General features: G+C 64.3%; 20 protein-coding genes. 13 read left to right on the top strand and 7 right to left on the bottom strand.

The window, feature by feature from the left end; all coding sequences use genetic code 11:
- Positions 1–3 precede the first annotated feature (3 nt).
- Genes QOH60_RS06815 through QOH60_RS06800 form a run of 4 tightly spaced genes read left to right on the top strand, consistent with a single transcriptional unit; the run spans position 4 to position 5,035 of the window.
- On the top strand, positions 4–1,791 hold the full coding sequence (locus QOH60_RS06815; RefSeq protein ID WP_526418441.1) for a VgrG-related protein: 1,788 nt from the start codon (positions 4–6) through the stop codon (positions 1,789–1,791).
- A 14-nt stretch (positions 1,792–1,805) separates the two neighbouring features.
- Positions 1,806–2,288, top strand: a complete 483-nt coding sequence (locus QOH60_RS06810; protein ID WP_526418439.1) for a gp25 family contractile injection system sheath assembly initiator — start codon at positions 1,806–1,808, stop codon at positions 2,286–2,288.
- Between the two features lie 3 nt (positions 2,289–2,291).
- On the top strand, positions 2,292–4,262 hold the full coding sequence (locus QOH60_RS06805) for a putative baseplate assembly protein (protein WP_526418437.1): 1,971 nt from the start codon (positions 2,292–2,294) through the stop codon (positions 4,260–4,262).
- Entirely contained in the window at positions 4,259–5,035 is a 777-nt protein-coding gene (locus tag QOH60_RS06800; RefSeq protein ID WP_526418435.1) for a phage tail protein, read from the top strand. Before QOH60_RS06805 ends, QOH60_RS06800 begins: the two co-directional genes overlap by 4 nt.
- Here QOH60_RS06800 and QOH60_RS06795 read toward each other — a convergent pair.
- From QOH60_RS06795 to QOH60_RS06785, 3 genes are all read right to left on the bottom strand, one after another.
- Entirely contained in the window at positions 5,024–7,939 is a 2,916-nt protein-coding gene (locus QOH60_RS06795) for a winged helix-turn-helix domain-containing protein (RefSeq protein WP_526418433.1), read from the bottom strand. The two genes, QOH60_RS06800 and QOH60_RS06795, sit on opposite strands and share 12 nt — an antisense overlap.
- A gap of 254 nt (positions 7,940–8,193) precedes the next feature.
- Positions 8,194–8,517 carry a hypothetical protein gene (locus tag QOH60_RS06790; RefSeq protein WP_526418431.1) on the bottom strand — a complete coding sequence of 108 codons (324 nt, stop codon included), beginning with the start codon at positions 8,515–8,517 and terminating at the stop codon, positions 8,194–8,196.
- 211 nt (positions 8,518–8,728) lie between these two features.
- Complete coding sequence (locus QOH60_RS06785; RefSeq protein ID WP_526418429.1) at positions 8,729–9,508, bottom strand: hypothetical protein; 780 nt, start codon at positions 9,506–9,508, stop codon at positions 8,729–8,731.
- A 40-nt stretch (positions 9,509–9,548) separates the two neighbouring features.
- Here QOH60_RS06785 and QOH60_RS06780 point away from each other — a divergent pair, with 40 nt between their 5' ends.
- Complete coding sequence (locus tag QOH60_RS06780) at positions 9,549–9,914, top strand: RidA family protein (protein ID WP_526418427.1); 366 nt, start codon at positions 9,549–9,551, stop codon at positions 9,912–9,914.
- Here QOH60_RS06780 and QOH60_RS06775 read toward each other — a convergent pair.
- Positions 9,896–10,249 carry a DUF952 domain-containing protein gene (locus QOH60_RS06775; RefSeq protein ID WP_526418425.1) on the bottom strand — a complete coding sequence of 118 codons (354 nt, stop codon included), beginning with the start codon at positions 10,247–10,249 and terminating at the stop codon, positions 9,896–9,898. The two genes, QOH60_RS06780 and QOH60_RS06775, sit on opposite strands and share 19 nt — an antisense overlap.
- Before the next feature lie 132 nt (positions 10,250–10,381).
- Here QOH60_RS06775 and QOH60_RS06770 point away from each other — a divergent pair, with 132 nt between their 5' ends.
- Positions 10,382–10,573 carry a DUF7455 domain-containing protein gene (locus tag QOH60_RS06770; RefSeq protein ID WP_526418423.1) on the top strand — a complete coding sequence of 64 codons (192 nt, stop codon included), beginning with the start codon at positions 10,382–10,384 and terminating at the stop codon, positions 10,571–10,573.
- A gap of 67 nt (positions 10,574–10,640) precedes the next feature.
- On the top strand, positions 10,641–11,690 hold the full coding sequence (locus QOH60_RS06765; RefSeq protein WP_526418421.1) for a YhjD/YihY/BrkB family envelope integrity protein: 1,050 nt from the start codon (positions 10,641–10,643) through the stop codon (positions 11,688–11,690).
- Here QOH60_RS06765 and QOH60_RS06760 read toward each other — a convergent pair.
- On the bottom strand, positions 11,677–11,916 hold the full coding sequence (locus QOH60_RS06760; protein WP_526418419.1) for a DUF3039 domain-containing protein: 240 nt from the start codon (positions 11,914–11,916) through the stop codon (positions 11,677–11,679). The two genes, QOH60_RS06765 and QOH60_RS06760, sit on opposite strands and share 14 nt — an antisense overlap.
- A gap of 77 nt (positions 11,917–11,993) precedes the next feature.
- On the opposite strand from QOH60_RS06760, the gene QOH60_RS06755 reads away from it, so the two are divergent.
- The 3 genes from QOH60_RS06755 to QOH60_RS06745 all read left to right on the top strand — a co-directional run bounded on the left by QOH60_RS06755 (position 11,994) and on the right by QOH60_RS06745 (position 14,336).
- Complete coding sequence (locus QOH60_RS06755) at positions 11,994–12,398, top strand: DUF3099 domain-containing protein (RefSeq protein ID WP_526418417.1); 405 nt, start codon at positions 11,994–11,996, stop codon at positions 12,396–12,398.
- Between the two features lie 147 nt (positions 12,399–12,545).
- Entirely contained in the window at positions 12,546–13,505 is a 960-nt protein-coding gene (gene sigB / locus QOH60_RS06750; protein WP_526418415.1) for a sigma-70 family RNA polymerase sigma factor SigB, read from the top strand.
- Between the two features lie 138 nt (positions 13,506–13,643).
- Positions 13,644–14,336: an iron-dependent transcriptional repressor DtxR gene (locus QOH60_RS06745; RefSeq protein ID WP_526418413.1), complete on the top strand. Its 693-nt coding sequence runs from the start codon at positions 13,644–13,646 to the stop codon at positions 14,334–14,336.
- On the opposite strand, the gene QOH60_RS06740 is transcribed toward QOH60_RS06745, so the two are convergent.
- Positions 14,333–15,388 carry a DUF4192 family protein gene (locus tag QOH60_RS06740; protein WP_526418411.1) on the bottom strand — a complete coding sequence of 352 codons (1,056 nt, stop codon included), beginning with the start codon at positions 15,386–15,388 and terminating at the stop codon, positions 14,333–14,335. The genes QOH60_RS06745 and QOH60_RS06740 overlap by 4 nt on opposite strands.
- A 188-nt stretch (positions 15,389–15,576) precedes the next feature.
- Here QOH60_RS06740 and sthA point away from each other — a divergent pair, with 188 nt between their 5' ends.
- Entirely contained in the window at positions 15,577–16,986 is a 1,410-nt protein-coding gene (gene sthA / locus QOH60_RS06735; protein WP_526418409.1) for a Si-specific NAD(P)(+) transhydrogenase, read from the top strand.
- Positions 16,987–17,004: 18 nt separating this feature from the next.
- On the opposite strand, the gene QOH60_RS06730 is transcribed toward sthA, so the two are convergent.
- Entirely contained in the window at positions 17,005–17,832 is an 828-nt protein-coding gene (locus QOH60_RS06730; protein WP_526418407.1) for a trypsin-like serine peptidase, read from the bottom strand.
- A gap of 98 nt (positions 17,833–17,930) precedes the next feature.
- On the opposite strand from QOH60_RS06730, the gene QOH60_RS06725 reads away from it, so the two are divergent.
- Complete coding sequence (locus QOH60_RS06725; RefSeq protein WP_526418405.1) at positions 17,931–18,890, top strand: proteasome assembly chaperone family protein; 960 nt, start codon at positions 17,931–17,933, stop codon at positions 18,888–18,890.
- A 44-nt stretch (positions 18,891–18,934) separates the two neighbouring features.
- A complete protein-coding gene (locus tag QOH60_RS06720; RefSeq protein ID WP_526418403.1) occupies positions 18,935–19,957 on the top strand; it encodes an alpha/beta fold hydrolase in 1,023 nt (340 codons plus the stop codon).
- Positions 19,958–19,960: the final 3 nt, after the last annotated feature.

Here is a 19,960-nt window from a genome sequence, read left to right as displayed (position 1 = left end):
GCGATGGCCACCTCCGCGCGCTTTAACGTAGAATTCGACGGCACCGACCTGCCCGACGACATCGCGTCAATATTGACGTCGGCCTATGTGGATTCCAGTCTGCGACTGCCGGATTCGTTCATGCTGAGGTTTCGTGACCCCACCCGCATGGTGATCGAGAAGTCCAAAGTGAAGATCGGCTCCAAGGCCAAGATCACGATCGCGAGCACCGAGACCGACACACCCGAGAAGTTGATCGAAGGCGAGGTCACGTCGCTCGAGGCCGAAGTCGGCGGCGGCGGTTCCTTCACGATCATCCGGGGCTACGATCCGGTACACCGCTTGTTCCGCGGACGGCACACGAAGTCGTACACGCAAGTAACCGCGTCGGACGCCGTCCATCAGGTCGCCCAGCGGGCCAAACTGCCTGAGGGGCAGATTGATTCCAGCAAGACCGTCTTCGACCATCTCGGCCAATTCGGCCAGACGGACTGGGAGTTCCTCGACCGTCTTGCCAAGCGCATCGGCTACGAGTTGACCATGCGCGACAACAAACTCAACTTCCGGTTTCGGGAGGCCGCCAGCACGGCCCCCTCCGACGACCCCAGCGCCACCGACCCGCTGGTCCTGCGGTTGGGCAGCGATCTCCTGCGTTTCCGCTCGGTCATCACCGCCGCCGAACAGGTCTCCGAGGTCGAGGTCCGCGGCTGGGATGTCGCCCAGAAGCGCAAGATCACGAGTTCGGTTCCCGCTGGCACGAAAAGCGTTGACCTACCGACGATGAAGCCGGCCGATATGGCCAAGCCGTTCGGCGATCCCAAGTACGTCGCCTCCGACGTCGCGTACCGCAGCCAGTCTGAAGCGGACGCAGCTGCGGCAGCGCTGACAGAAGAGATCGGTAGCTCGTTTGCCGAGATCGATGCTGTGGCACGGGGAAACCCGAAACTGCGCGCCAACGTGAGCATCACGGTCGAGAACGCGGGTGAGCCCTTCGACGGCAAATACACGATCACGGCTGCCCGACATCGTTTCGATCCCACCCACGGCGGTTACACCACCGCGTTCTCGGTGACAGGCCGTCAGGAACGCAGCCTGTACGGGCTCACCGCTGGTGGTGGCCGAACGCTTGGTGACGGGATCGTCGTCGCACAGGTCAGCGACGCCAATGACCCCACGAAACAAGGTCGCGTGAAGCTCACCTTCCCGTGGCTTTCCGACGACTACGTCAGCGACTGGGCGCGCACTTTGCAACCCGGCGCCGGAAAAGACCGCGGGTTCATCGTGGTCCCAGAGGTCGGCGACGAAGTGCTGGTCGCATTCGAACAGGGAGATCCCCAGCGGCCGTATGTACTCGGAGGTCTGTTCAACGGCATCGACACTCCAAGCACCAAGGGGCCCAGTCTTATCGACAGCAACTCGGGGGCCGTCAACCGGCGTTCTTTCATCTCGCGAAAAGGGCACCGCGTCGACCTGTTCGACGAGGACGGCAAGACAGAGGGCATCACCGCCGAAACCGGCGACGGAAAGCTGAAAATCGCTCTGGACTCGGTGGGAACCAAGATCGAGGTGCACAGCGACGGGACGATCCTCATACAGGGCCAGAAGGGCATCGTCATCGACGCCGGCTCATCGGATCTGGAGATGAAGGCCAAGAAGATCTCCATCACCGCGACAAATGGCGTTTCGTTGTCCGGCGGCACCGGCGCCGTCGACCTCGACACCAAGACGAGCTTGTCGCTGAACGGAAGCACGGTCAAAGTCGCTGCTACAGGTCCCAACGTCATTTCCGGTGCGCCGGTCAAGATCAACTGATTGGAGGGTGATCGATGTCTGTGGATTTCCTCGGTGCGGGATGGAACTTCCCGCTGCAGATCGATCCTACGAATTCCGTCGCGCTGGCGAGCAATGTCCGCGACATCGAGCAGGCGATAGAGATCATTATCCGGACGTCACCGGGCGAGCGTCCGATGAGACCCGAATTCGGTTGCCGCATACAGGATCACTTGTTCTCACCAGTCAACGAAGCGACTGCGGCCGCGATCGCATACGACGTCCGTCGCGCGCTCGAACTCTGGGAGCCACGCATCGACGTCGAATCGGTCCAAGTCACGGCCGATAATCAGGACCTTGGCACGTTCTACATAGACGTGGGTTATCGGGTCCGCGGGTACAACGACCCACGCAATCTGGTCTTCCCGTTCTATGTGATTCCCGACGAGTCGAACGTGCTCACCGCCACCGAACTCCCGCCCATGGCGCTACCTTCACCTGTTCCCGCAAGCGGTTTACCGATACTGAACGAGGCCTGAGCCATGTTGCCCGCACCCAATCTCGACGACCGGACCTTCCAAAGCCTGGTGGACGACGCCCGTCGCCTGGTGCATCGACGGTGCCCGGACTGGTCCGAACACAACATCTCTGATCCGGGCATCACGCTGATCGAGACGTTCGCGATGATGGTCGACCAGCTTGTCTATCGACTGAACAGAGTCCCCGACCGCAACTACATCAAGTTCCTGGAATTGCTGGGTCTGGAGCTCCGCGCGCCCGGCGCCGCCCAGGGCGAGGCCACCTTCTGGCTGGCTGCGCCTCAGCCGCAAACGATTACGGTCCGCTCGGAGACCGAGGTGAGCACGGACCGCACCGACGTGGACGATCCCGTCGTGTTCTCGACGACCGAGCAGCTCAACATCATTCCTTGCTCTCTCGAGAGCGGCCGTGTAGCAACAGTTTCCGGGCGGGCAGCGTCCAGAGACCAGCGCAACGACCCGCGTGGCAACGAGTTCCGCTGCTTCGCGGAGAGGCCAACGCCGGGAGATGCCCTGATGATCGGTCTCGACAACGCCATCCCGTCGTGCGCGGTGATGCTGCGATTCGAGTGCAGGGTGTCAGGTGTCGGCGTGAACCCCGCGAATCCCCCCTACGTCTGGGAGGCCTGGACCGGCGAAACCGAATGGGTGGAGTGCGAACTCGATCGCGACGGGACGAAGGCCTTCAACAGACCGGGCGATGTCATTCTTCACGTGCCGCGTGGACACGTGCTGGGCTCGCCCGCCCCGGTCGGCGGCGAAGCGAAGGGCTGGTTGCGCTGCCGGTTGGTGGAGCCCGCCCCGGACCAATCCACCTACAGCGAATCGCCGTACATCAGGTCGATCTCGGCAGCAACCGTCGGCGGCACCGCACGAATCATCCATGCGCGTGTCGTGCACGATGAGACCGTCGGGACATCGGACGGGACAGCGGGTCAACGCTTCCCGCTTCTGCATCGACCGGTCCTGCCGTGGGAGAACAGCTCGGTGTCGGTGGTGGCCGGTGAGGAGTCGACGGAGTGGAAGCCAGTCGAACACTTTGGCGCAGAGAACGATTCGAGCCGGTCGTTCCACATCGACCCCGTCGCCGGTGAGATTGTGTTCGGACCGATGGTTCGAGAAGCCGACGGCAGCATGCGCCAGTACGGCGCCATCCCCCGGAAAGCGGCCTCGGTCGTCGTATCCGCGTACAGAACCGGCGGAGGGAGAAACGGCAACGTCGGAATCGGTCAGATTCGCGTGCTCAAGACCAGTGTTCCGTACATCTCACGCGTCGAGAACCGCAGAGCGGCCGTCGGCGGTGCCGAGGCGGAGACCGTCGACGAGGTCAAAGCGCGCGGTCCGCTGCTGCTTCGCACACGCGGAAAAGCCGTCACTGCACAGGATTTCGAAGAGCTGACCCGGGAAGTCGCGCCCGAGATCGCCCGGGCGCACTGCCTGCCCGCGGCCGGTGAGCGGGAGGCCGGCATCGTGCGCGTGCTGATCGTGCCGCACGTGTCCAGCGATGCCATGGAAGCCGTTCGCCGCGAAGATCTCGACCCATTGCCTGAGACCATTCAGCGGATCAAAAACCACCTGAATGAGCGGCGCCTTGTGGGCACCCGGCTCGTCGTCGAGCCGCCGCGCTATTGGGGTGTCACTGTGGTGGCCTCTCTTTACGCATTGCCCGGTTTCCACCGTGAGCAACTGAGAAACGATGTGCTGCGGGCGCTGAACCGGCTCCTGCATCCCCTCAAAGGTGGACTGAACCGCACCGGCTGGCCGATCGGACGGTCGGTACAAGTGCATGACATGACTGCTGCGCTGGCATGGATACCCGGCATCGACATGGCCGGACCGATCTCCGTGCAGTTGTTCGCCGTCGACCCGGAGACCAAAGAGCGGGCGGACAGGCCGGCCGATGTGATTCGGTTGGCCCGCAACGAACTCGTCTACTCCTACGGACGACACAGCGTTCGGGTGCTTGACCAATGAGAGGCGGCATCGACGACGTCTGCTCGCCGCGGCCACTGATGGACACGATGCCGTTGGTGTACCGCGACGACCCCCTCGCCGAGCAACTGTGCGGTTCATTCGACGACGTGCTTGCCCCGGTCTTCGCGACGCTGGACTGCTTTCCGGCGTACCTCGATCCGAAGACCACTCCGGAGGACATGCTCGACTGGCTTGCCGGCTGGATCGGCCTGAGCGTGGGCGAGCACCCAGACCCGGACCGCAAGCGCGGACTCATCCTCGCCGCCACCGCACTGCTGCCCTGGCGCGGGACGGTGCAAGGCGTTCGCGAGGCGGTCCGCGCAACGTTCAACCAGGAAACCGAGGTGATCGAATCTGGTTCGGCCACATGGTCGAACAAGCCGAACTCCCGTGCGGCCGGCCAGGCGGTGCCGAACCTGCTCGTCCGGGTCACCATCGACCATGATGTCGAATTCGACCGCCGCAGCCTTGACGCCCTGGTCGAACAGGTGAAGCCCGCTCACATCCCGCATACGGTAGAGGTAGTCACCCGACCGGCACCGCCCAAGTCCAAGAGCGACGAACCACCGCCGCCGTCGCCGTCACCTGATGGTGATGGCGAAGCAAGCACATCAACGGGCGACGGCGAGGCCCGCGAACCCAAAACCTCGGCCGTGCCACGCAGCGACCCCGCCGCGACGACGGTCATTCCGATCGTCGACCCGTCGTCGTCGCAGGGCGGCGAGCCCCCGGGCCGCGACGGTGACGAACCACCTCGCGACTCAGACCTCTAGCTCGACCTTCAGCCGAGCGTGTTCGCGACGGACGTGCTCGGCAGCCGACGTGTCGTCCATCTTCTCGTGCAAATCGGCCATGATCAGCCACGGGCCTTCTTGATACGGATCCAGTTCGACCGATCGCTGCGCCGCGATCAGTGCTTGTTCGCACTCGCCGAGTGTCACGTAGTCGGACGCCAGTGCGGCCGCGGCGGCGCCGGCATTGCGCCGCAACCGATCCCGCTCGGTCTCGATGTGCTCAGAGCCAGTAATCCCTGGAAGCAGGTGACCCGTGTACAGGGTGAGCGCTTCCTGACGTGCCGCCATGCGCCCTTCCAGATCGCCGCGCGCCGACAGAGCGGCAGCCCTCGACAATGCCCAGGTGAAGTCTCGAACGTCGACGGTCGCATTGCCGGGCAGACACAGCCGGTACGATTCGCCCTCGCGGCGGATGACCACACTGTGGTCGCCGAACATGGTCGTCCGCACACTCGACACCGCAACCTGTAGCCGGTGACACGCGACGGAATGGTCGACGCCCGACCACAGCAGCTCTTCGAGGAATTCCCGGTGGTGGTCGCGGTCGGGTGACAGGGACAAGATCTGCAGCACCGCACGCGCTTTCGGCCGCAGCGAGTTGAGGTCAATTGGCTCGCCATCGATCGCTACGCGGTAGCCGCCGAAGCACGTGATGGCGACAACAGGAACGTGGGTTTCGTCCCCGGCCGCCGGTGTGTCCGGGGTCTCCTGCTGACCAGCGTGCTCCTGCGGTCCACCGCTGGTCATGGCGACCGACAGTGGCAGGCCGCACTGAGCAGCCAGGTCGGCCGCGGCGCGCAGTTTCGCCGGTTCGCAATCGGCAGAGATGGACACCATGAGACTCGATGCAAACGCCTCGGCACCGCGCGACCGCAGGCTCCGGCTGGTCTCAACGGCTTTCGTGACCGCGGTTGCCGTCGGCTCCTCGCGGAGGGCCAACAGTTGACACCAATGCTCGAGCACCGGCGCCTCCAGCTCAGCGAAAGTTCTTGCCGCAGTAGTTAGCTCGGCCAGCGCTGATTCGCCAACGCGTTGTTTGGCCAGGCCTATCACAAACGTGAGCAGGCCGGCGCCCCAACGATCGCCCATGCGTTCGGCGGCCGTCACGATCTCCGAGCAGCTTTCGAATCGCCAGACCGCTTCCTGCGATGTGACGAGCGCGATCTGCTCGAGCCCCTGACATAACCTCGAAACCCACGGCAAGCCTTCATTTTCCGCCAACGCGGCAATCGTGCTGAGCCTCGATGCGGGATCCGAGTCGTCACCGTCGATCAGATCGTGCACCGCCAATGCCAAGGTCGCGAAGATCGTCGCCAACGCATCCGCCGACTCGTCGCGCCGCACAGAGGCCAGCATCTCCCGGGCCAGCCGGATTTCACCGGCGGCCGTGGCGGCCAATCCATGCATGACACGGATACGACTTTCGTTCTCGGCGGATTCAGGCAGGGCGGCGAAGTCCGGCGAGCGACGAACCGCGTCGCGAAGAACACAGCTCCAGTGTGCGACAGATGAGCGAGTTGCCGGCGCCGATCCTGTGGAGGACTCTCCGGCCAACCACATTGCCACGACGTCACATTCACGACGGCACATCTGCCGGTAGTTCGGCTCGTCGTAAAGCGTCTGTGCGTGACGATATGCCTCAACAGCTCGTTGAAGGGCACCTTCCCGGACCAGTCGACGGGCGTTGGCCAACGCCAGCCAAGGGTCGTGTTGCCATGTACTGGCCGGAAGCAAATGAGCATCGTCGACCGACGTCGCGTCGATGCGCGCGCCATCGGTGTCGCGCATGAGCCGAGAGACCGCCACCCAATCGCCGGCCTTCGCGTATGCCCGCACTGCGGGCCGCAGCTCCCCCAGCGACTCGAGCACCCCGGCGCTCTTCAAGTACCAGGCCCGGGCGCCTTCCTGGCCGTTTTCCTCGACCAGCACCAGTTCCAAGTGCGACTGCAGCACTTCGTGGTACCGGAAGTACATGCCGCCGTCGTCGGTGAACGTGAACAGTTGCGCGTTCTCCAGCTCTTCGAGAATGCGGTGGCTGCCGGTGGTGCCGAGAAGGGCGTCGCACGCGCTTCCGGACAATCGGCCGAGCGCGCAGGTGCGCATCAGGAATTCGCGGCGATCCGGCGGCAGTTCGGCGAGCACATTGCGGGTGAGGTAGGAACGCACGAGCTTGGAGCGGCCGCCCAGGCCGGAGACGGCCTGGTGCCGTTCGGCGGCCGTGCGCCCTGCCGTGGCCAGGTGGAACAGCTGAAGTCCCGCTGCCCATCCCCCTGTTCGTCGCGTAAGGGCGGCGGCGGCCTCGGGTCGCAGCGGTTCGTGATAGACCGAGGCGAACAGTTCCTCGACCTCCCACGAGCGGAACCGCAAATCGTCGCTGTTGATCTCGCGGAAAGATCCCGACACCTTGATCCGGGGCACGTTGACTTCGGGCATTCTGCGGGATCCGCAGATGACTTGCAGCCGGGGCGGGCGCAGCGACAGAAAGCGCTCCAACCCCACCTCCGCCGGGGTGTCCGCGATCTCGTGGAGGTCGTCGAGGATCAGCAGCCCACCCGATCCCGACCATTCATCCAGCGCGCCGAGCAGTGCCGCGACCGTGTCCACTTCGTCGATGTCGACGAAGCCCGCCATCGCGCCGACCAGATGGGTGACGAGCCGCTGCTCGGTCGAGTCCTCGGCCGTAAGGCGATACCAGCCGACCGGCTCCTGCGAGGCCGCAGCAACCCTGGAGAGCAGCGTTGTCTTTCCACACCCGGCAGGCGCGACCACGACGTCAAGCGCCGTCGGCGAACCCTCGAGCAACGGTTTTTCCAGCCGCTGCCGAAAGAGCCCGCTCGCGTCGGGTACTCGAAGCTTTTCTCGAAGGACACCGCCGAACGTCATCTGCCCGATCCCGCGAGCCGTCGAACACTTCCGGTTCCACACAGCCGCGACAAAGCGGGCGGATAGTCCATGTTCGACGCCTTCGAATGCCTCGGCCGCTGAATAAACTGCTCGGAAATCGTATCGCCATTACGGCCGTCGCGACTAAGTTACCGGACTACTTCAATGAGAAGGCTCATCGCGCCGTCGGCGACCCCCACAACAAACCGCGGCCCAGGCGCCGCGATGGCGCCGGGGCCGTGTTTGCCTGATCTCTATCGGCTTTGGTGAACCGTGGTGTCAACCTGCGGAATAACTACCACGCCCGAGCCGTAGAGCTGCTGCTCGACAGACAGGTGCTTGTGGCTGCCGCCGTAGTAGCTGACGTCGTACTCGCTCGGAGCGCCGACGCGGGAGCCCGTGATCGACTGGTAGTCGGGACCGCCGTGCTTGTCGTCGCTTGCCGGCTGCGCCACTGCCGTGGCGGCACCGAAATCAGTGAGTGTGGCCAGGGCGGGCGGAACGATGACTGCGCCCGCGAGAGCCAACGCGGCTGCCGCGCGCCGCAACAGAGTCGATGCCGATCGGGTGTTCTTCATTTCCTTGCCTCCTGTTGTCATCTGGGCGGGAGGCTCGCGGTGATCGCGGGTCTGGCGCCTGACCGGTGTCGGGGTCGTTTCCGAACTGCCCGTGCAAACCGGTCCAGTAGAGGCGTTAGTTCTGGCTTGGCAGCATTTTGTCAACCGCGGCAGTTTCGCGCCGCGGGTTCGTGGCGCGTCGGGGTCGGCTCACCGACGGCAGCGCGCGCCGTTACTTGCGCGCGCGCACCTTGTACGTCGACGGCCACGAGTTCCGCTCTTCGTCGCCCACCAAAGGTGTGCCCTTGCCGCCGACCTTGACCTCGTAGGCTTCCTTGTCCTTGCCGACTTCGCGGTTGGCGTGTTCCTGCGCGAGGTAATACAACTCGTCGATCGTGGCTTCGCCGTAGGCGACGAATGTTGTGCTGCGGACGATGTCTTCGGGGTCCGGCGCCATCCTCTCGGGCAGGATTCGCGACGCGAGTGCGGCCAGAGCCAGCAGTGCGAATGGGATGACCCAGTAGCAGACGAACGACAACGGAGTTTCGGTGTCGAGAATCGACGCCTTGTCGTACACGATCGGCGGAATCAACGACGAGATCGTCATGCCGGCGAACGCGCCGATCCAGATCCAGGTCAGCAGCGACGTGATCCGGTTGAACAGCTCGCTTTGGATAACCTCGGGCGGCTGGTCGGCTTCGGCGAATTCGCGCACGAACGGCTTGCCGATCAACGCGCCGATCAAGGCCACCAGGAAGATTCCAGCGTTGCCCAGCGGCTGGATCCACCGCTGCATGAATTGCTCGCTGAGGGTGAATGTCAGCACCGTCAAGACGAAAAACGTTGCGATAGCACCGATTTCAAGCGTGCGGCCCGGCTTTTTCGTGATCCGGCCGATGACGAACGAGACCACCGCCACCGCGAACGCCACCAACACTGCGGTGCGGAAGGGGACGTTCCCGACGAGCACCCAATAGACGATCCACGGCGCGAAGCCCCAGAGAATTCCCACGGTGGGTCAGTGTAGGTGTCGGCTCGGATAGCCTCCGAGCATGCGCCGCAATGTCTCATCGGAATCGCTCTACGAGCCAACAGTGGGCTATTCCCGCGCGGTGCGGATCGGTTCACACATCGTCGTCGCGGGCACGACGGGCAACGGGGCCGACATCGCCGCTCAAGCCCGTGATGCGCTACGACGGATCGAGGCGGCACTCGGCGAGGTCGACGCCACGCTGCGCGATGTTGTTCGCACTCGCATGTTCGTCACCGACATCAGCCGCTGGCCCGAGGTCGGCGCAGTTCACGCCGAAGTGTTCGGGGATATCAGACCCGTGGCGACGATGATCGAGGTTTCGGCGCTGATCGATCCGGCATTCCATGTCGAAATCGAGGTCGACGCCTACGTCGCGGAGGGATGAACGGGCTCGAACCCACCCGGCCCCGGCTGGTATGCCGACGTCGTGACCACGGCACCGACGGGTAGCGGTCCATAAAGGTGCGGGAACAGCATCGACGTCGGGTCCGTCGCATCGCCTGGCTCCCAGCGCACTGGCGCGTCCAGTCGGTCCGCGTCGAGGTGCAGGAGCACGAGGTCAGTGCGGCCGGCATAGAGCCGGTTGGCAGGCAGATGCACCTGCTGGGGGGTCGATAGATGGACAAAACCGACGTCCGTAAGTGACGCCGGCCGATGCTCGCCACGCCGCTGCGCGTCCGCCCAATCTTGTCGGGAACAGATATGTAACAGCACCGTCATTTGGGTAACCATGCACTGACCACGACCGATGCAAAAGGTGAGACACGACACACCCGCATGGGCCTTTGGAACAAGGCCGATCCGGAATGCGTCTGTCACAGTAGATAAACGGCTACACGAGAGGAGGACGCCATGACCGCAACGCTCATCAGTCCAGAACTCACCAGGGCTGACCGCTGCGATCGCTGCGGCGCCGCTGCTCGTGTACGAGCCAAGCTTCCTTCCGGCGGTGAACTCCTGTTCTGCCAGCATCACGCCAACGAGCACGAGGCGAAGTTGGTCGAGCTGGCCGCCGTGCTGGAAGTCGGCGCCGCCGGCGACTGATCCGCGTCGGCGCGCCGCCGGCGTGATCCGGGCATGACGCCCGTACGTCAGCAATGCTGGACGCACCATGGCTGACCAAACGGCCCCGGTGCCGACGAAGCACTCAGTATTCCGCGTCATCAAGCGCACGATCACCAAAGCCTGGGACGACTCGATATTCTCCGAGGCCGCCCAGGCCGCTTTCTGGCAGGCGCTTTCCCTTCCGCCGCTTCTGCTCGGCTTGCTGGGCAGCCTTGCTTACATCGGTCCTCTGTTCGGGCCGGAGACACTTCCTCGCATCGAGCACTCGCTTATCAGCGGGGCGAGCAGCTTCTTTTCGAAGAACGTCGTGAACGAGATCATCACGCCGACCGTTACCAGCATCACAGCGGGAGCTCGCGGCGAAGTCGTGTCACTGGGATTCGTGATTTCACTGTGGGCAGGCTCGTCGGCGATCTCCGCGTTCGTCGACTCCATCGTTGAGGCGCATAGCCAGACCCCGCTGCGCGGCGCGGTCAGTCAACGTTTCTTCGCCCTTGGCATCTACATCGTGATGCTGGGTGTCGCGATTGTGGTACTTCCGCTTGTCGCGCTCGGGCCGGAAAAAATCGCGCGGTTCATTCCCGACAGTTGGGCCGGCTTGCTCCAGTACGGCTACTACCCGGTCGTCGGCCTCGGCCTGGTGCTGACCGTGACGGTGCTCTACCGAGTGGCATTGCCCCAGCCGCTGCCGACACACCGGCTGCTGATCGGCGCGGTACTCGCAACGGTCGTGTTCCTGGTCGCCAGCTCGGTACTGCGCATCTATTTGGAATGGATCACCAGCACCGGCTACACATACGGTGCGCTGGCGACACCGATCGCCTTCTTGCTCTTCGCGTTTTTTCTGGGGTTCGCGGTTGTCATTGGCGCCGAACTGAACAACGCGATTCAAGAGCAATGGCCGGCCCCGGACACGCACGCGCGACGGCTTGGCTGGTGGCTCAAGGCGCGCGCCGAGGAGATCATCAGCGACGAACCAGAAGAGAAGTCAGACGAAAGCAAGCCAGCAGAGGACCAGGGCGAGCGAAGCGACGGGAGTAAGGACCAGGGCGAGCGAAGCGACGGGAAGCAGGCCGGCCCGGCTAACCCGTCTTGAGTTTCGCGAAGATCCGCTTGCAGTCTGGGCACACTGGCGAGCCCGGTTTCGCCGCCCGCGTCACCGGAAACACCTCGCCGCACAGCGCGACCACGTGGGTGCCCATCACGGCGCTCTCGGCGATCTTGTCCTTCTTGACGTAGTGGAAGAATTTCGGAGTGTCGTCGTCGGTCCCGTCGTCGACGCGTTCGTCGGTCTCGGTGCGTTCGATCGTCTGGGTCTGCATGTCGGCCATTGTGCCCGCTATTTCTATTGGACGAAACCGGGCTCACGGCGGGCGCGGCGTTGTGAAACAGTGGAGGGATGAAACACGGCCACGAGCTGAGTTTCGACGATGAGGGACGACCGGTCCTGATCACCGCCGCTGCCCTGCCCTACGAAGAAGAACACCGCGCGAGGGTGCGGAAGTACCTGACGATAATGACGTTTCGCATACCGGCGCTGATCCTTGCCGCGGTTGCCTACGGCATTTGGCACAACGGCATCGTCTCGCTGCTGATTCTCGTCGCATCGATTCCTTTGCCCTGGATCGCTGTTCTCATCGCCAATGACCGGCCGCCACGACGGGCCGAAGAACCCCGCCGCTTCGAGAACCACCCGACGCGTACACCGTTGTTCCCCACCGCGAATCGCGCCGCACTAAACCGTGGGACCGGCGTCACACCGCAATCCGGCGACGCCAATCCCACTGAGTCCGAGACGAATTAGGACACTCTGTCTTTATTCTCAGCACATTCTCAGGTCGCCGGTGAATAACCGCAGCTCAGAGGGGCTACCCAACGCCTAGCGCGGGAACTTCTCCCGCGCTGTAAGCGTTGCACTCGGTAACAAGTCGAGCCGATCAGGAGGCCGCAAATGGCGAATGCCACCACTAGCCGAGTTGACAACGATCTGGACGCTCAAAGTCCAGCGGCTGACCTCGTGCGCGTGTATCTGAATGGGATCGGCAAGACCGCTTTGCTGAATGCGGCCGATGAGGTCGAATTGGCCAAGCGAATCGAGGCCGGCCTTTATGCCGCACACCTTCTCGAAACCCGCAAGCGACTCGGCGAGAACCGCAAGCGCGAGCTGGCGGTGATCGTTCGCGACGGCGTGGCCGCCCGTCGCCATCTCCTCGAGGCGAACCTTCGGTTAGTCGTGTCGCTCGCGAAGCGTTACACCGGCCGCGGGATGCCGCTGCTGGACTTGATCCAGGAGGGCAACCTCGGGCTGATCCGGGCGATGGAGAAGTTCGACTACACCAAGGGCTTCAAGTTCTCGACGTACGCCACCTGGTGGATCCGGCAGGCGATCACCCGCGGAATGGCCGACCAGAGCCGCACCATCCGGCTGCCTGTTCATCTCGTAGAGCAAGTGAACAAGCTGGCGCGCATCAAACGCGAGATGCACCAGAACCTCGGACGCGAAGCCACCGACGAGGAACTCGCGGAAGAGTCAGGGATTCCCGTCGAAAAGATCAACGACTTGCTCGAGCACAGCCGCGACCCGGTCAGCCTGGATATGCCGGTCGGCAGCGACGAGGAGGCGCCGCTCGGCGATTTCATCGAGGATGCCGAGGCGATGTCGGCCGAGAACGCCGTGATCTCCGAGTTGCTACACACCGACATTCGCACCGTGCTGGCCACTCTCGACGAGCGGGAACATCAAGTCATCCGGCTGCGGTTCGGTCTCGACGACGGACAGCCACGCACGCTGGACCAGATCGGCAAGTTGTTCGGGCTCTCCCGCGAGCGAGTTCGCCAGATCGAACGCGAGGTCATGGCCAAGCTGCGCCACGGCGAGCGCGCCGACCGGCTTCGCTCTTACGCCAGCTGAACTCCCTCCACGTGTGCCCGTCCTCGATAGGACGGGCACACGTGTTCTGACCCCAACCGCCCCCCGACACAGCCGCGTCGTGAGAGCGCACCGTTCATCCAGCTAGAACGGTAGACTTTCGCCAACGGAGGGTGCCTGATGAACGATTTGGTCGATACCACCGAGATGTACCTGCGGACCATCTACGACCTCGAAGAGGAGGGCGTGATTCCGCTGCGTGCGCGCATCGCCGAACGGTTGGAACAGAGCGGGCCCACCGTCAGCCAAACAGTGTCGAGGATGGAGCGCGACGGGCTGCTGCAGGTGGCGGGAGACCGCCATCTCGAGTTGACCCCGAAGGGCCGTGTGCTGGCCGTCGCTGTCATGCGCAAGCATCGCCTGGCCGAACGACTGCTGGTCGACATCATCGGGCTGCCGTGGGAAGAGGTCCACGCCGAGGCGTGCCGTTGGGAGCACGTCATGAGCGAGGACGTCGAACGGCGACTGGTGCAGGTTCTGGACAACCCCACCACCTCACCATTTGGAAACCCGATCCCGGGTCTCGCAGAGCTCGGTGTCGACCCCACTTCGGCGCCGAGTCGCGGCGACCTCGTCCGCCTCACGGAGCTGCCTGCAGGCGCCCCGGTCGCGGTCGTGGTGCGCCAACTCACCGAGCATGTGCAAGGCGACGTCGAGCTGATCACTCGCCTGAAGGATGCCGGCGTCGTGCCGAACGCCCGGGTAACTGTCCAGACGAGCCCCATCGGGACAGTGATGATCGTCATTCCCGGCCACGAAGACGTCGAGCTGCCGCATCACATGGCGCACGCGGTGAAGGTCGAGAAGGTCTAGCCAGCCCGCCGCCCGAATGCCCGTCGCGGCGGCAACTTGACTCCCAGTCGATCCGCCAACCGGTAACCGGTCAGCGCCAGGTCGCGGATCTTCTCCGGCCGCAATCCCGACTGCAGCGCCGTGTCGAGCATCGACGCCATCCGGTGTTCGCCACTGCAGCGCAGCGCTGCTTCCAACGCAACCCCGGCGAGTGGACCGTCCCCCCGCGCGTAGGCCGAGAAAGCCAGCAGCACAAGCACTTCCACCCGCCAGGGATTGGGTAGCGTTCTGCAGAGCATTGCCCACAACGTCTCGGCCTCTGCCGCCATCTCACCGACTGCCAATGCGTACATCGTGTCCCGCACCGTGAGATCGGTTAGCCCGCAAGCCAAATCGGCCACTTGGGCATCAGAGAGCTCAGCGCCTTCACCCATGCCTGTGACGGCTGCGATCGCACGCTCGATGTCACGGCGGGCACGACCATCGCCGGTCTCGATCGCATCCGTGTCGCGTACTTTGAGCCGTCTGCGGATTCGCCTGGCCAGGCGCTGCGTGCGAGCCGGATCGGTCAACGCGATGACCTGGTGTAGCTCCGCTCGGCGTGAATACAGGCGTCGCCCATCAAGCACAGCGGCCATCGCCAACGGTGACGACGACGGGTCGTCGACGGCGCCACGTGCCCCGCACATGTCCGCGCAATGCCATTGACCGCCCGCCGCGATCCGATCGACAACGTGGGCCGCCAGAAGCGTAATATCCTGCAACGCAAGAACTTCAGACAGTACACGCGTTAGCTCGCGAAAGTCCTCGGCGCACATCGGGCACAGCGCGCCGTCGGCGTCGACAATCACCGCGATCGCGGCGTCCGGCCTGGCCGCGGCGGCGACGTCGGCGATGTGGTCGACGGTATCGGCGAGTCGCGGCGAGAGGTCGACCCGCATCACCGCGCCCAGCTCGCCTCGATCGACGGTGACGAGCACGAGCGACTTTTCCGGCACGAAGCCGAGAACGGCAGGCACGGCGGCGATCAGCGCGCCGGGCCGATTGAGCATGAAGTCGGGTTCTGTGGTCATGGGCTGACCGTGACGCATCGCACCGACGGCAGCGGCGCGCCGACGGCCGCTGCCCGGCAGTCTGGGAATGAACTGGGATCTGGGGATGAAGTTCCGACGTGGCGACGTCGCCGGTCCCGACAATCGTTCACGCGATACTTACGCCGCCGGGGGTGCGAGATGGCGCAAAACGGCGTACATGTCTTGTCATGTCTTTGCAATACGACCTCGTGGTCATCGGCTCCGGCCCGGGCGGCCAGAAGGCGGCGATCGCGGCCGCAAAGCTCGGCAAATCCGTCGCGATGGTCGAACGCGGCATGATGCTGGGCGGCGTCTGCGTCAACACCGGCACGATTCCGTCGAAGACGCTGCGCGAGGCCGTCGTGTACCTCACAGGGATGAGCCAGCGGGAGCTTTACGGCGCCAGCTATCGCGTCAAGGACAAGATCACCCCAGCCGACCTCCTGGCCCGTACGCAACACGTCATCGGCAAGGAGGTGGACGTCGTCCGCTCCCAGCTCATGCGCAACCGCGTTGACTTGCACACCGGCCACGGCCGCTTCGCCGACGAGCACACCGTTGTCGTCGAGGACATGCAGCGGGGCGACTCGACCACGATCGAGGGCCGCTACATCGTGATCGCGACCGGCACGACGCCGGCACGCCCGAAGGGCGTCGCTTTCGACGAGAACCGCGTACTCGACTCCGACGGCATCCTTGACCTGAAGATGCTGCCCACGTCGATGGTGGTGGTTGGCGCGGGAGTCATCGGCATCGAATACGCGTCGATGTTCGCGGCGCTTGGCACGAAGGTCACCGTCGTCGAGAAACGCGACGCGATGCTGGACTTCTGCGACCCCGAGATCGTCGAGGCGTTGCGCTTCCACTTGCGCGACCTTGCCGTCACGTTCCGGTTCGGCGAGGAAGTGACCGCCGTCGATGTCGGCGCGGCGGGCACCGTGACCACGCTGGCCAGCGGCAAGCAGATTCCCGCGGACACAGTGATGTATTCCGCTGGGCGGCAAGGTCAAACCGATCGCCTCGATCTGGAGAAGGCCGGTCTGGAAGCCGACAGCCGCGGCCGGATCTTCGTCGACGACCAGTTCCAGACCAAAGTCGACCACATCTATGCCGTCGGCGACGTGATCGGCTTCCCGGCGCTGGCCGCCACGTCAATGGACCAGGGTCGGCTCGCCGCGTACCACGCGTTCGGCGAGCCCGCGTCCGGCATGCCTGAGCTGCAGCCGATCGGCATCTATTCGATCCCGGAGGTGTCCTACGTCGGCGCCACCGAGGTGGACCTGACAAAGGACTCGATACCCTACGAGGTCGGTGTGTCGCGCTACCGCGAACTCGCGCGCGGCCAGATCGCCGGGGACTCCTACGGCATGCTCAAGCTGCTGGTGTCCACCGAGGACCTCAAGCTGCTGGGCGTCCATATCTTCGGGACCAACGCCACCGAGCTCGTCCATATCGGGCAGGCGGTCATGGGCTGTGGCGGCACGATCGAATACCTGGTCGACGCGGTGTTCAACTACCCGACGTTCTCTGAGGCGTACAAGGTCGCGGCGCTGGACGTAATGAACAAAATGCGCGCGCTCAACCAGCTCCGGCGTTGAGCCACTAGCGGCCAGCCGTTAACAACCACTGTCGAACGCCTCGGGCGCTGCATCACCGGGTCCGCCGGCTTCGGCCCGATGCAGAAGATCGACGATGCGACCGTCGAACGACGGTGAGTACGAGATGGTTCCGTCGCAACCGCCGCCGTGCAGACCACCGATGAGCCCGACGACCGTGGCGTCTTTGCGCCAGGGCGCACCGCTCGTCCCGTCGGTCAAGCCCGAGCAGTGCACCGAGAGGAATCCGTCGGGTGCAGAACCTGTGGCCGCGCTACATCCGACAGGCGGCCCGCCGACTGCCAACGGATAGCCGAGCACTCTGACCAGCGTTCCGGAGTCTGGCGCCGCTCCGATCGTCAGGCCTGACCCCGCATCCGCCTCCAGCGAGCGGTCGCCGGCCCGGCTGACGTGGGCGATCGCGAAGTCCGCGGCAGGATCTTGATGGGCCAGCCACCGCGAATCGAGATAAATCGCGTCCAGGTTCCATGTCGTCGACGGGTCAGCTTTGTCGTTGAATCCGGGGACGAACGTCGCCGGGTATGTCGACGCCAGGCAGTGCGCGGCGGTGATGATCATGTTCTGGGTTCTGGAATGCAGCACTCCCGCGGTGCAGGTGTGCAAATCGGTCGCCCCCAGAAATACCGCTCCGATCAGGGGATCCGCCTTGACAGCCGCTGCGGCGGCAGTGACCGCCGGTGAGCCGCCCGACGGTTGCGGCCCCGCGCAGCCCACCTGCGACAGCGCGCTGAGCAGGACGAGCAGAACCCCGGCCCTGGTGCGCATCATGTGGTTGATGATGCCCGAGCGGGCCTTGTAGGAGCTGTACGGGCGCGGTGTCGGCGTCATTCGCTGGGGGTATCCGGCCAGCGGAATCAGGGCGTTCGGTGGCGCTGGTGCAAGATCCCAAGGAGACTGGACGTCTACTGCCGGGAGGAGGCGAAACCATGGCAGATGACGGTGAACAATCCGGCATGTACGAGCTGGAGTTCCCGGCGCCACAGCTGGCCTCGCCGGATGGCCGTGGCCCGGTCATGATCCACGCTCTCGAAGGATTTTCTGATGCCGGGCACGCAATCCGGCTGTCGGCGCGCTTTCTGCGCAATTCGCTGGAAACCGAGCTCGTGGCGTCATTCGCGATCGACGATCTGCTGGACTATCGGTCGCGGCGACCGCTCATGACGTTCAAAACCGATCACTTCACGCACTACGAGGACCCCGAGCTGTCGCTTTTCGCGCTGCACGACACCACGGGAACGCCCTTTCTGCTGCTGGCTGGGTTGGAACCGGACCTGAAGTGGGAGCGGTTCGTGACCGCTGTGCGGCTGCTCGCCGAGCGCCTGGGAGTCCGGCGGACGATCGGGCTGGGCACGATCCCGATGGCGGTCCCTCACACCCGCCCGGTCGGCATGACGGCGCACTCGAACAACAAGGCGCTCATCGTTGACCACGCGCCGTGGGTCGGCGAAGTTCAGGTCCCCAGCAGCGCGTCAAACCTTCTGGAATACCGGATGGGCCAACACGGACACGACGTGGTCGGGTTCACCGCGCACGTCCCTCATTACCTTGCCCAGACCGACTTCCCGGCGGCCGCCGAGGCGCTGCTGGCCGAAGCCGCCAAAGTTGCCTCGCTGCAGATCTCGCTGTCGGCACTCACTGAGGCAGGAGCTGAGGTCCGGGCAAAGGTGGACGAGCAGATCGACGCGAGCCCCGAAGTCGCTCAGGTGGTGGCGGCGCTCGAGCGGCAATACGATGCCTTCGTCGAAGCACAGGAAAACCGCTCGCTGTTGGCCCGCGACGAAGACCTGCCGAGTGGCGAGGAACTGGCCGGGGAATTTCAACGCTTCCTGGCACAGCAGACGGGGGGCTTCTCGGACGGTTTTCGGGACGGCGACGACAAGAAATGAGTCGAGGCCGGCCCACCGGCCCGAAGCGGAGGTGAGGCGGCCCAGTGAGCCCGAGTAAAGCCAATCTGCGCCCTGTTCGGGAGATTCAGGCAGAGCTGAACTTTCGCACCATCCACGGCTACCGGCGAGCATTTCGGGTTGCGGGCGAGGGCCCAGCCATTCTGTTGATTCACGGCATCGGAGACAATTCGTCAACGTGGGAGACCGTGCAAACCAAACTGGCACAACGGTTCACGGTCATCGCGCCAGACCTGCTGGGTCACGGCAAATCCGACAAGCCCCGCGCTGACTACTCTGTGGCTGCCTACGCCAACGGAATGCGCGACCTGCTGGCGGTGCTCGACATCGACCGCGTGACCGTCGTCGGCCACTCCCTGGGTGGCGGTGTCACGATGCAATTCGCTTACCAATATCCACAATTGGTCGAGCGCATCGTTCTCGTCGGTACCGGTGGCGTGACGAAGGACGTGAACATCGCGCTGCGCCTTGCGTCACTGCCCATGGGCAGTGAAGCGCTTGCGCTGCTGCGGATGCCGGGTGCGGTGCCCGCGCTGCAGATCTTCGGCCGTTTCATCGGGACCGTTTTCGGCTCGACGAAATTCGGCCGCGATCTCCCCGACGTACTGCGAGTACTCACCGAGTTGCCCGAGCCGACGGCCTCATCGGCGTTTTCGCGGACACTGCGCGCCGTGGTGGACTGGCGAGGCCAGGTGGTGACGATGCTCGACCGATGTTATTTGACGCAATCGGTTCCGGTGCAATTGATTTGGGGACAGGACGACTCGGTGGTCCCGGTCAGCCACGCCCTGCTGGCGCACGCAGCGATGCCGGGCTCGGAGCTGGAGATCTTCGACAAGTCGGGCCATTTCCCGTTTCATGATTTCCCAGAGCGGTTTGTCGAGGTCGTGGAGCGCTTCATCGATTCCACCGAGCCGGCGACTCACGACCAGGACATGCTCCGGGCACTGCTGCGGGCCGGGATCAACGAGGATGCCATCTCGGGTTCGGCAGACACACGCGACGCGGTGCTCGACGCGTTGGAATCAGACGAACGCAGCGCCACCTAGCCA

Origin of the sequence: Mycobacterium sp., assembly GCF_032159765.1 — a bacterium.
In the GTDB taxonomy this organism is placed as follows: domain Bacteria; phylum Actinomycetota; class Actinomycetes; order Mycobacteriales; family Mycobacteriaceae; genus Mycobacterium.
The sequence above is the reverse complement of the archived record's forward strand: the minus strand, read 5'-3'. Positions and strand labels throughout refer to the sequence as shown.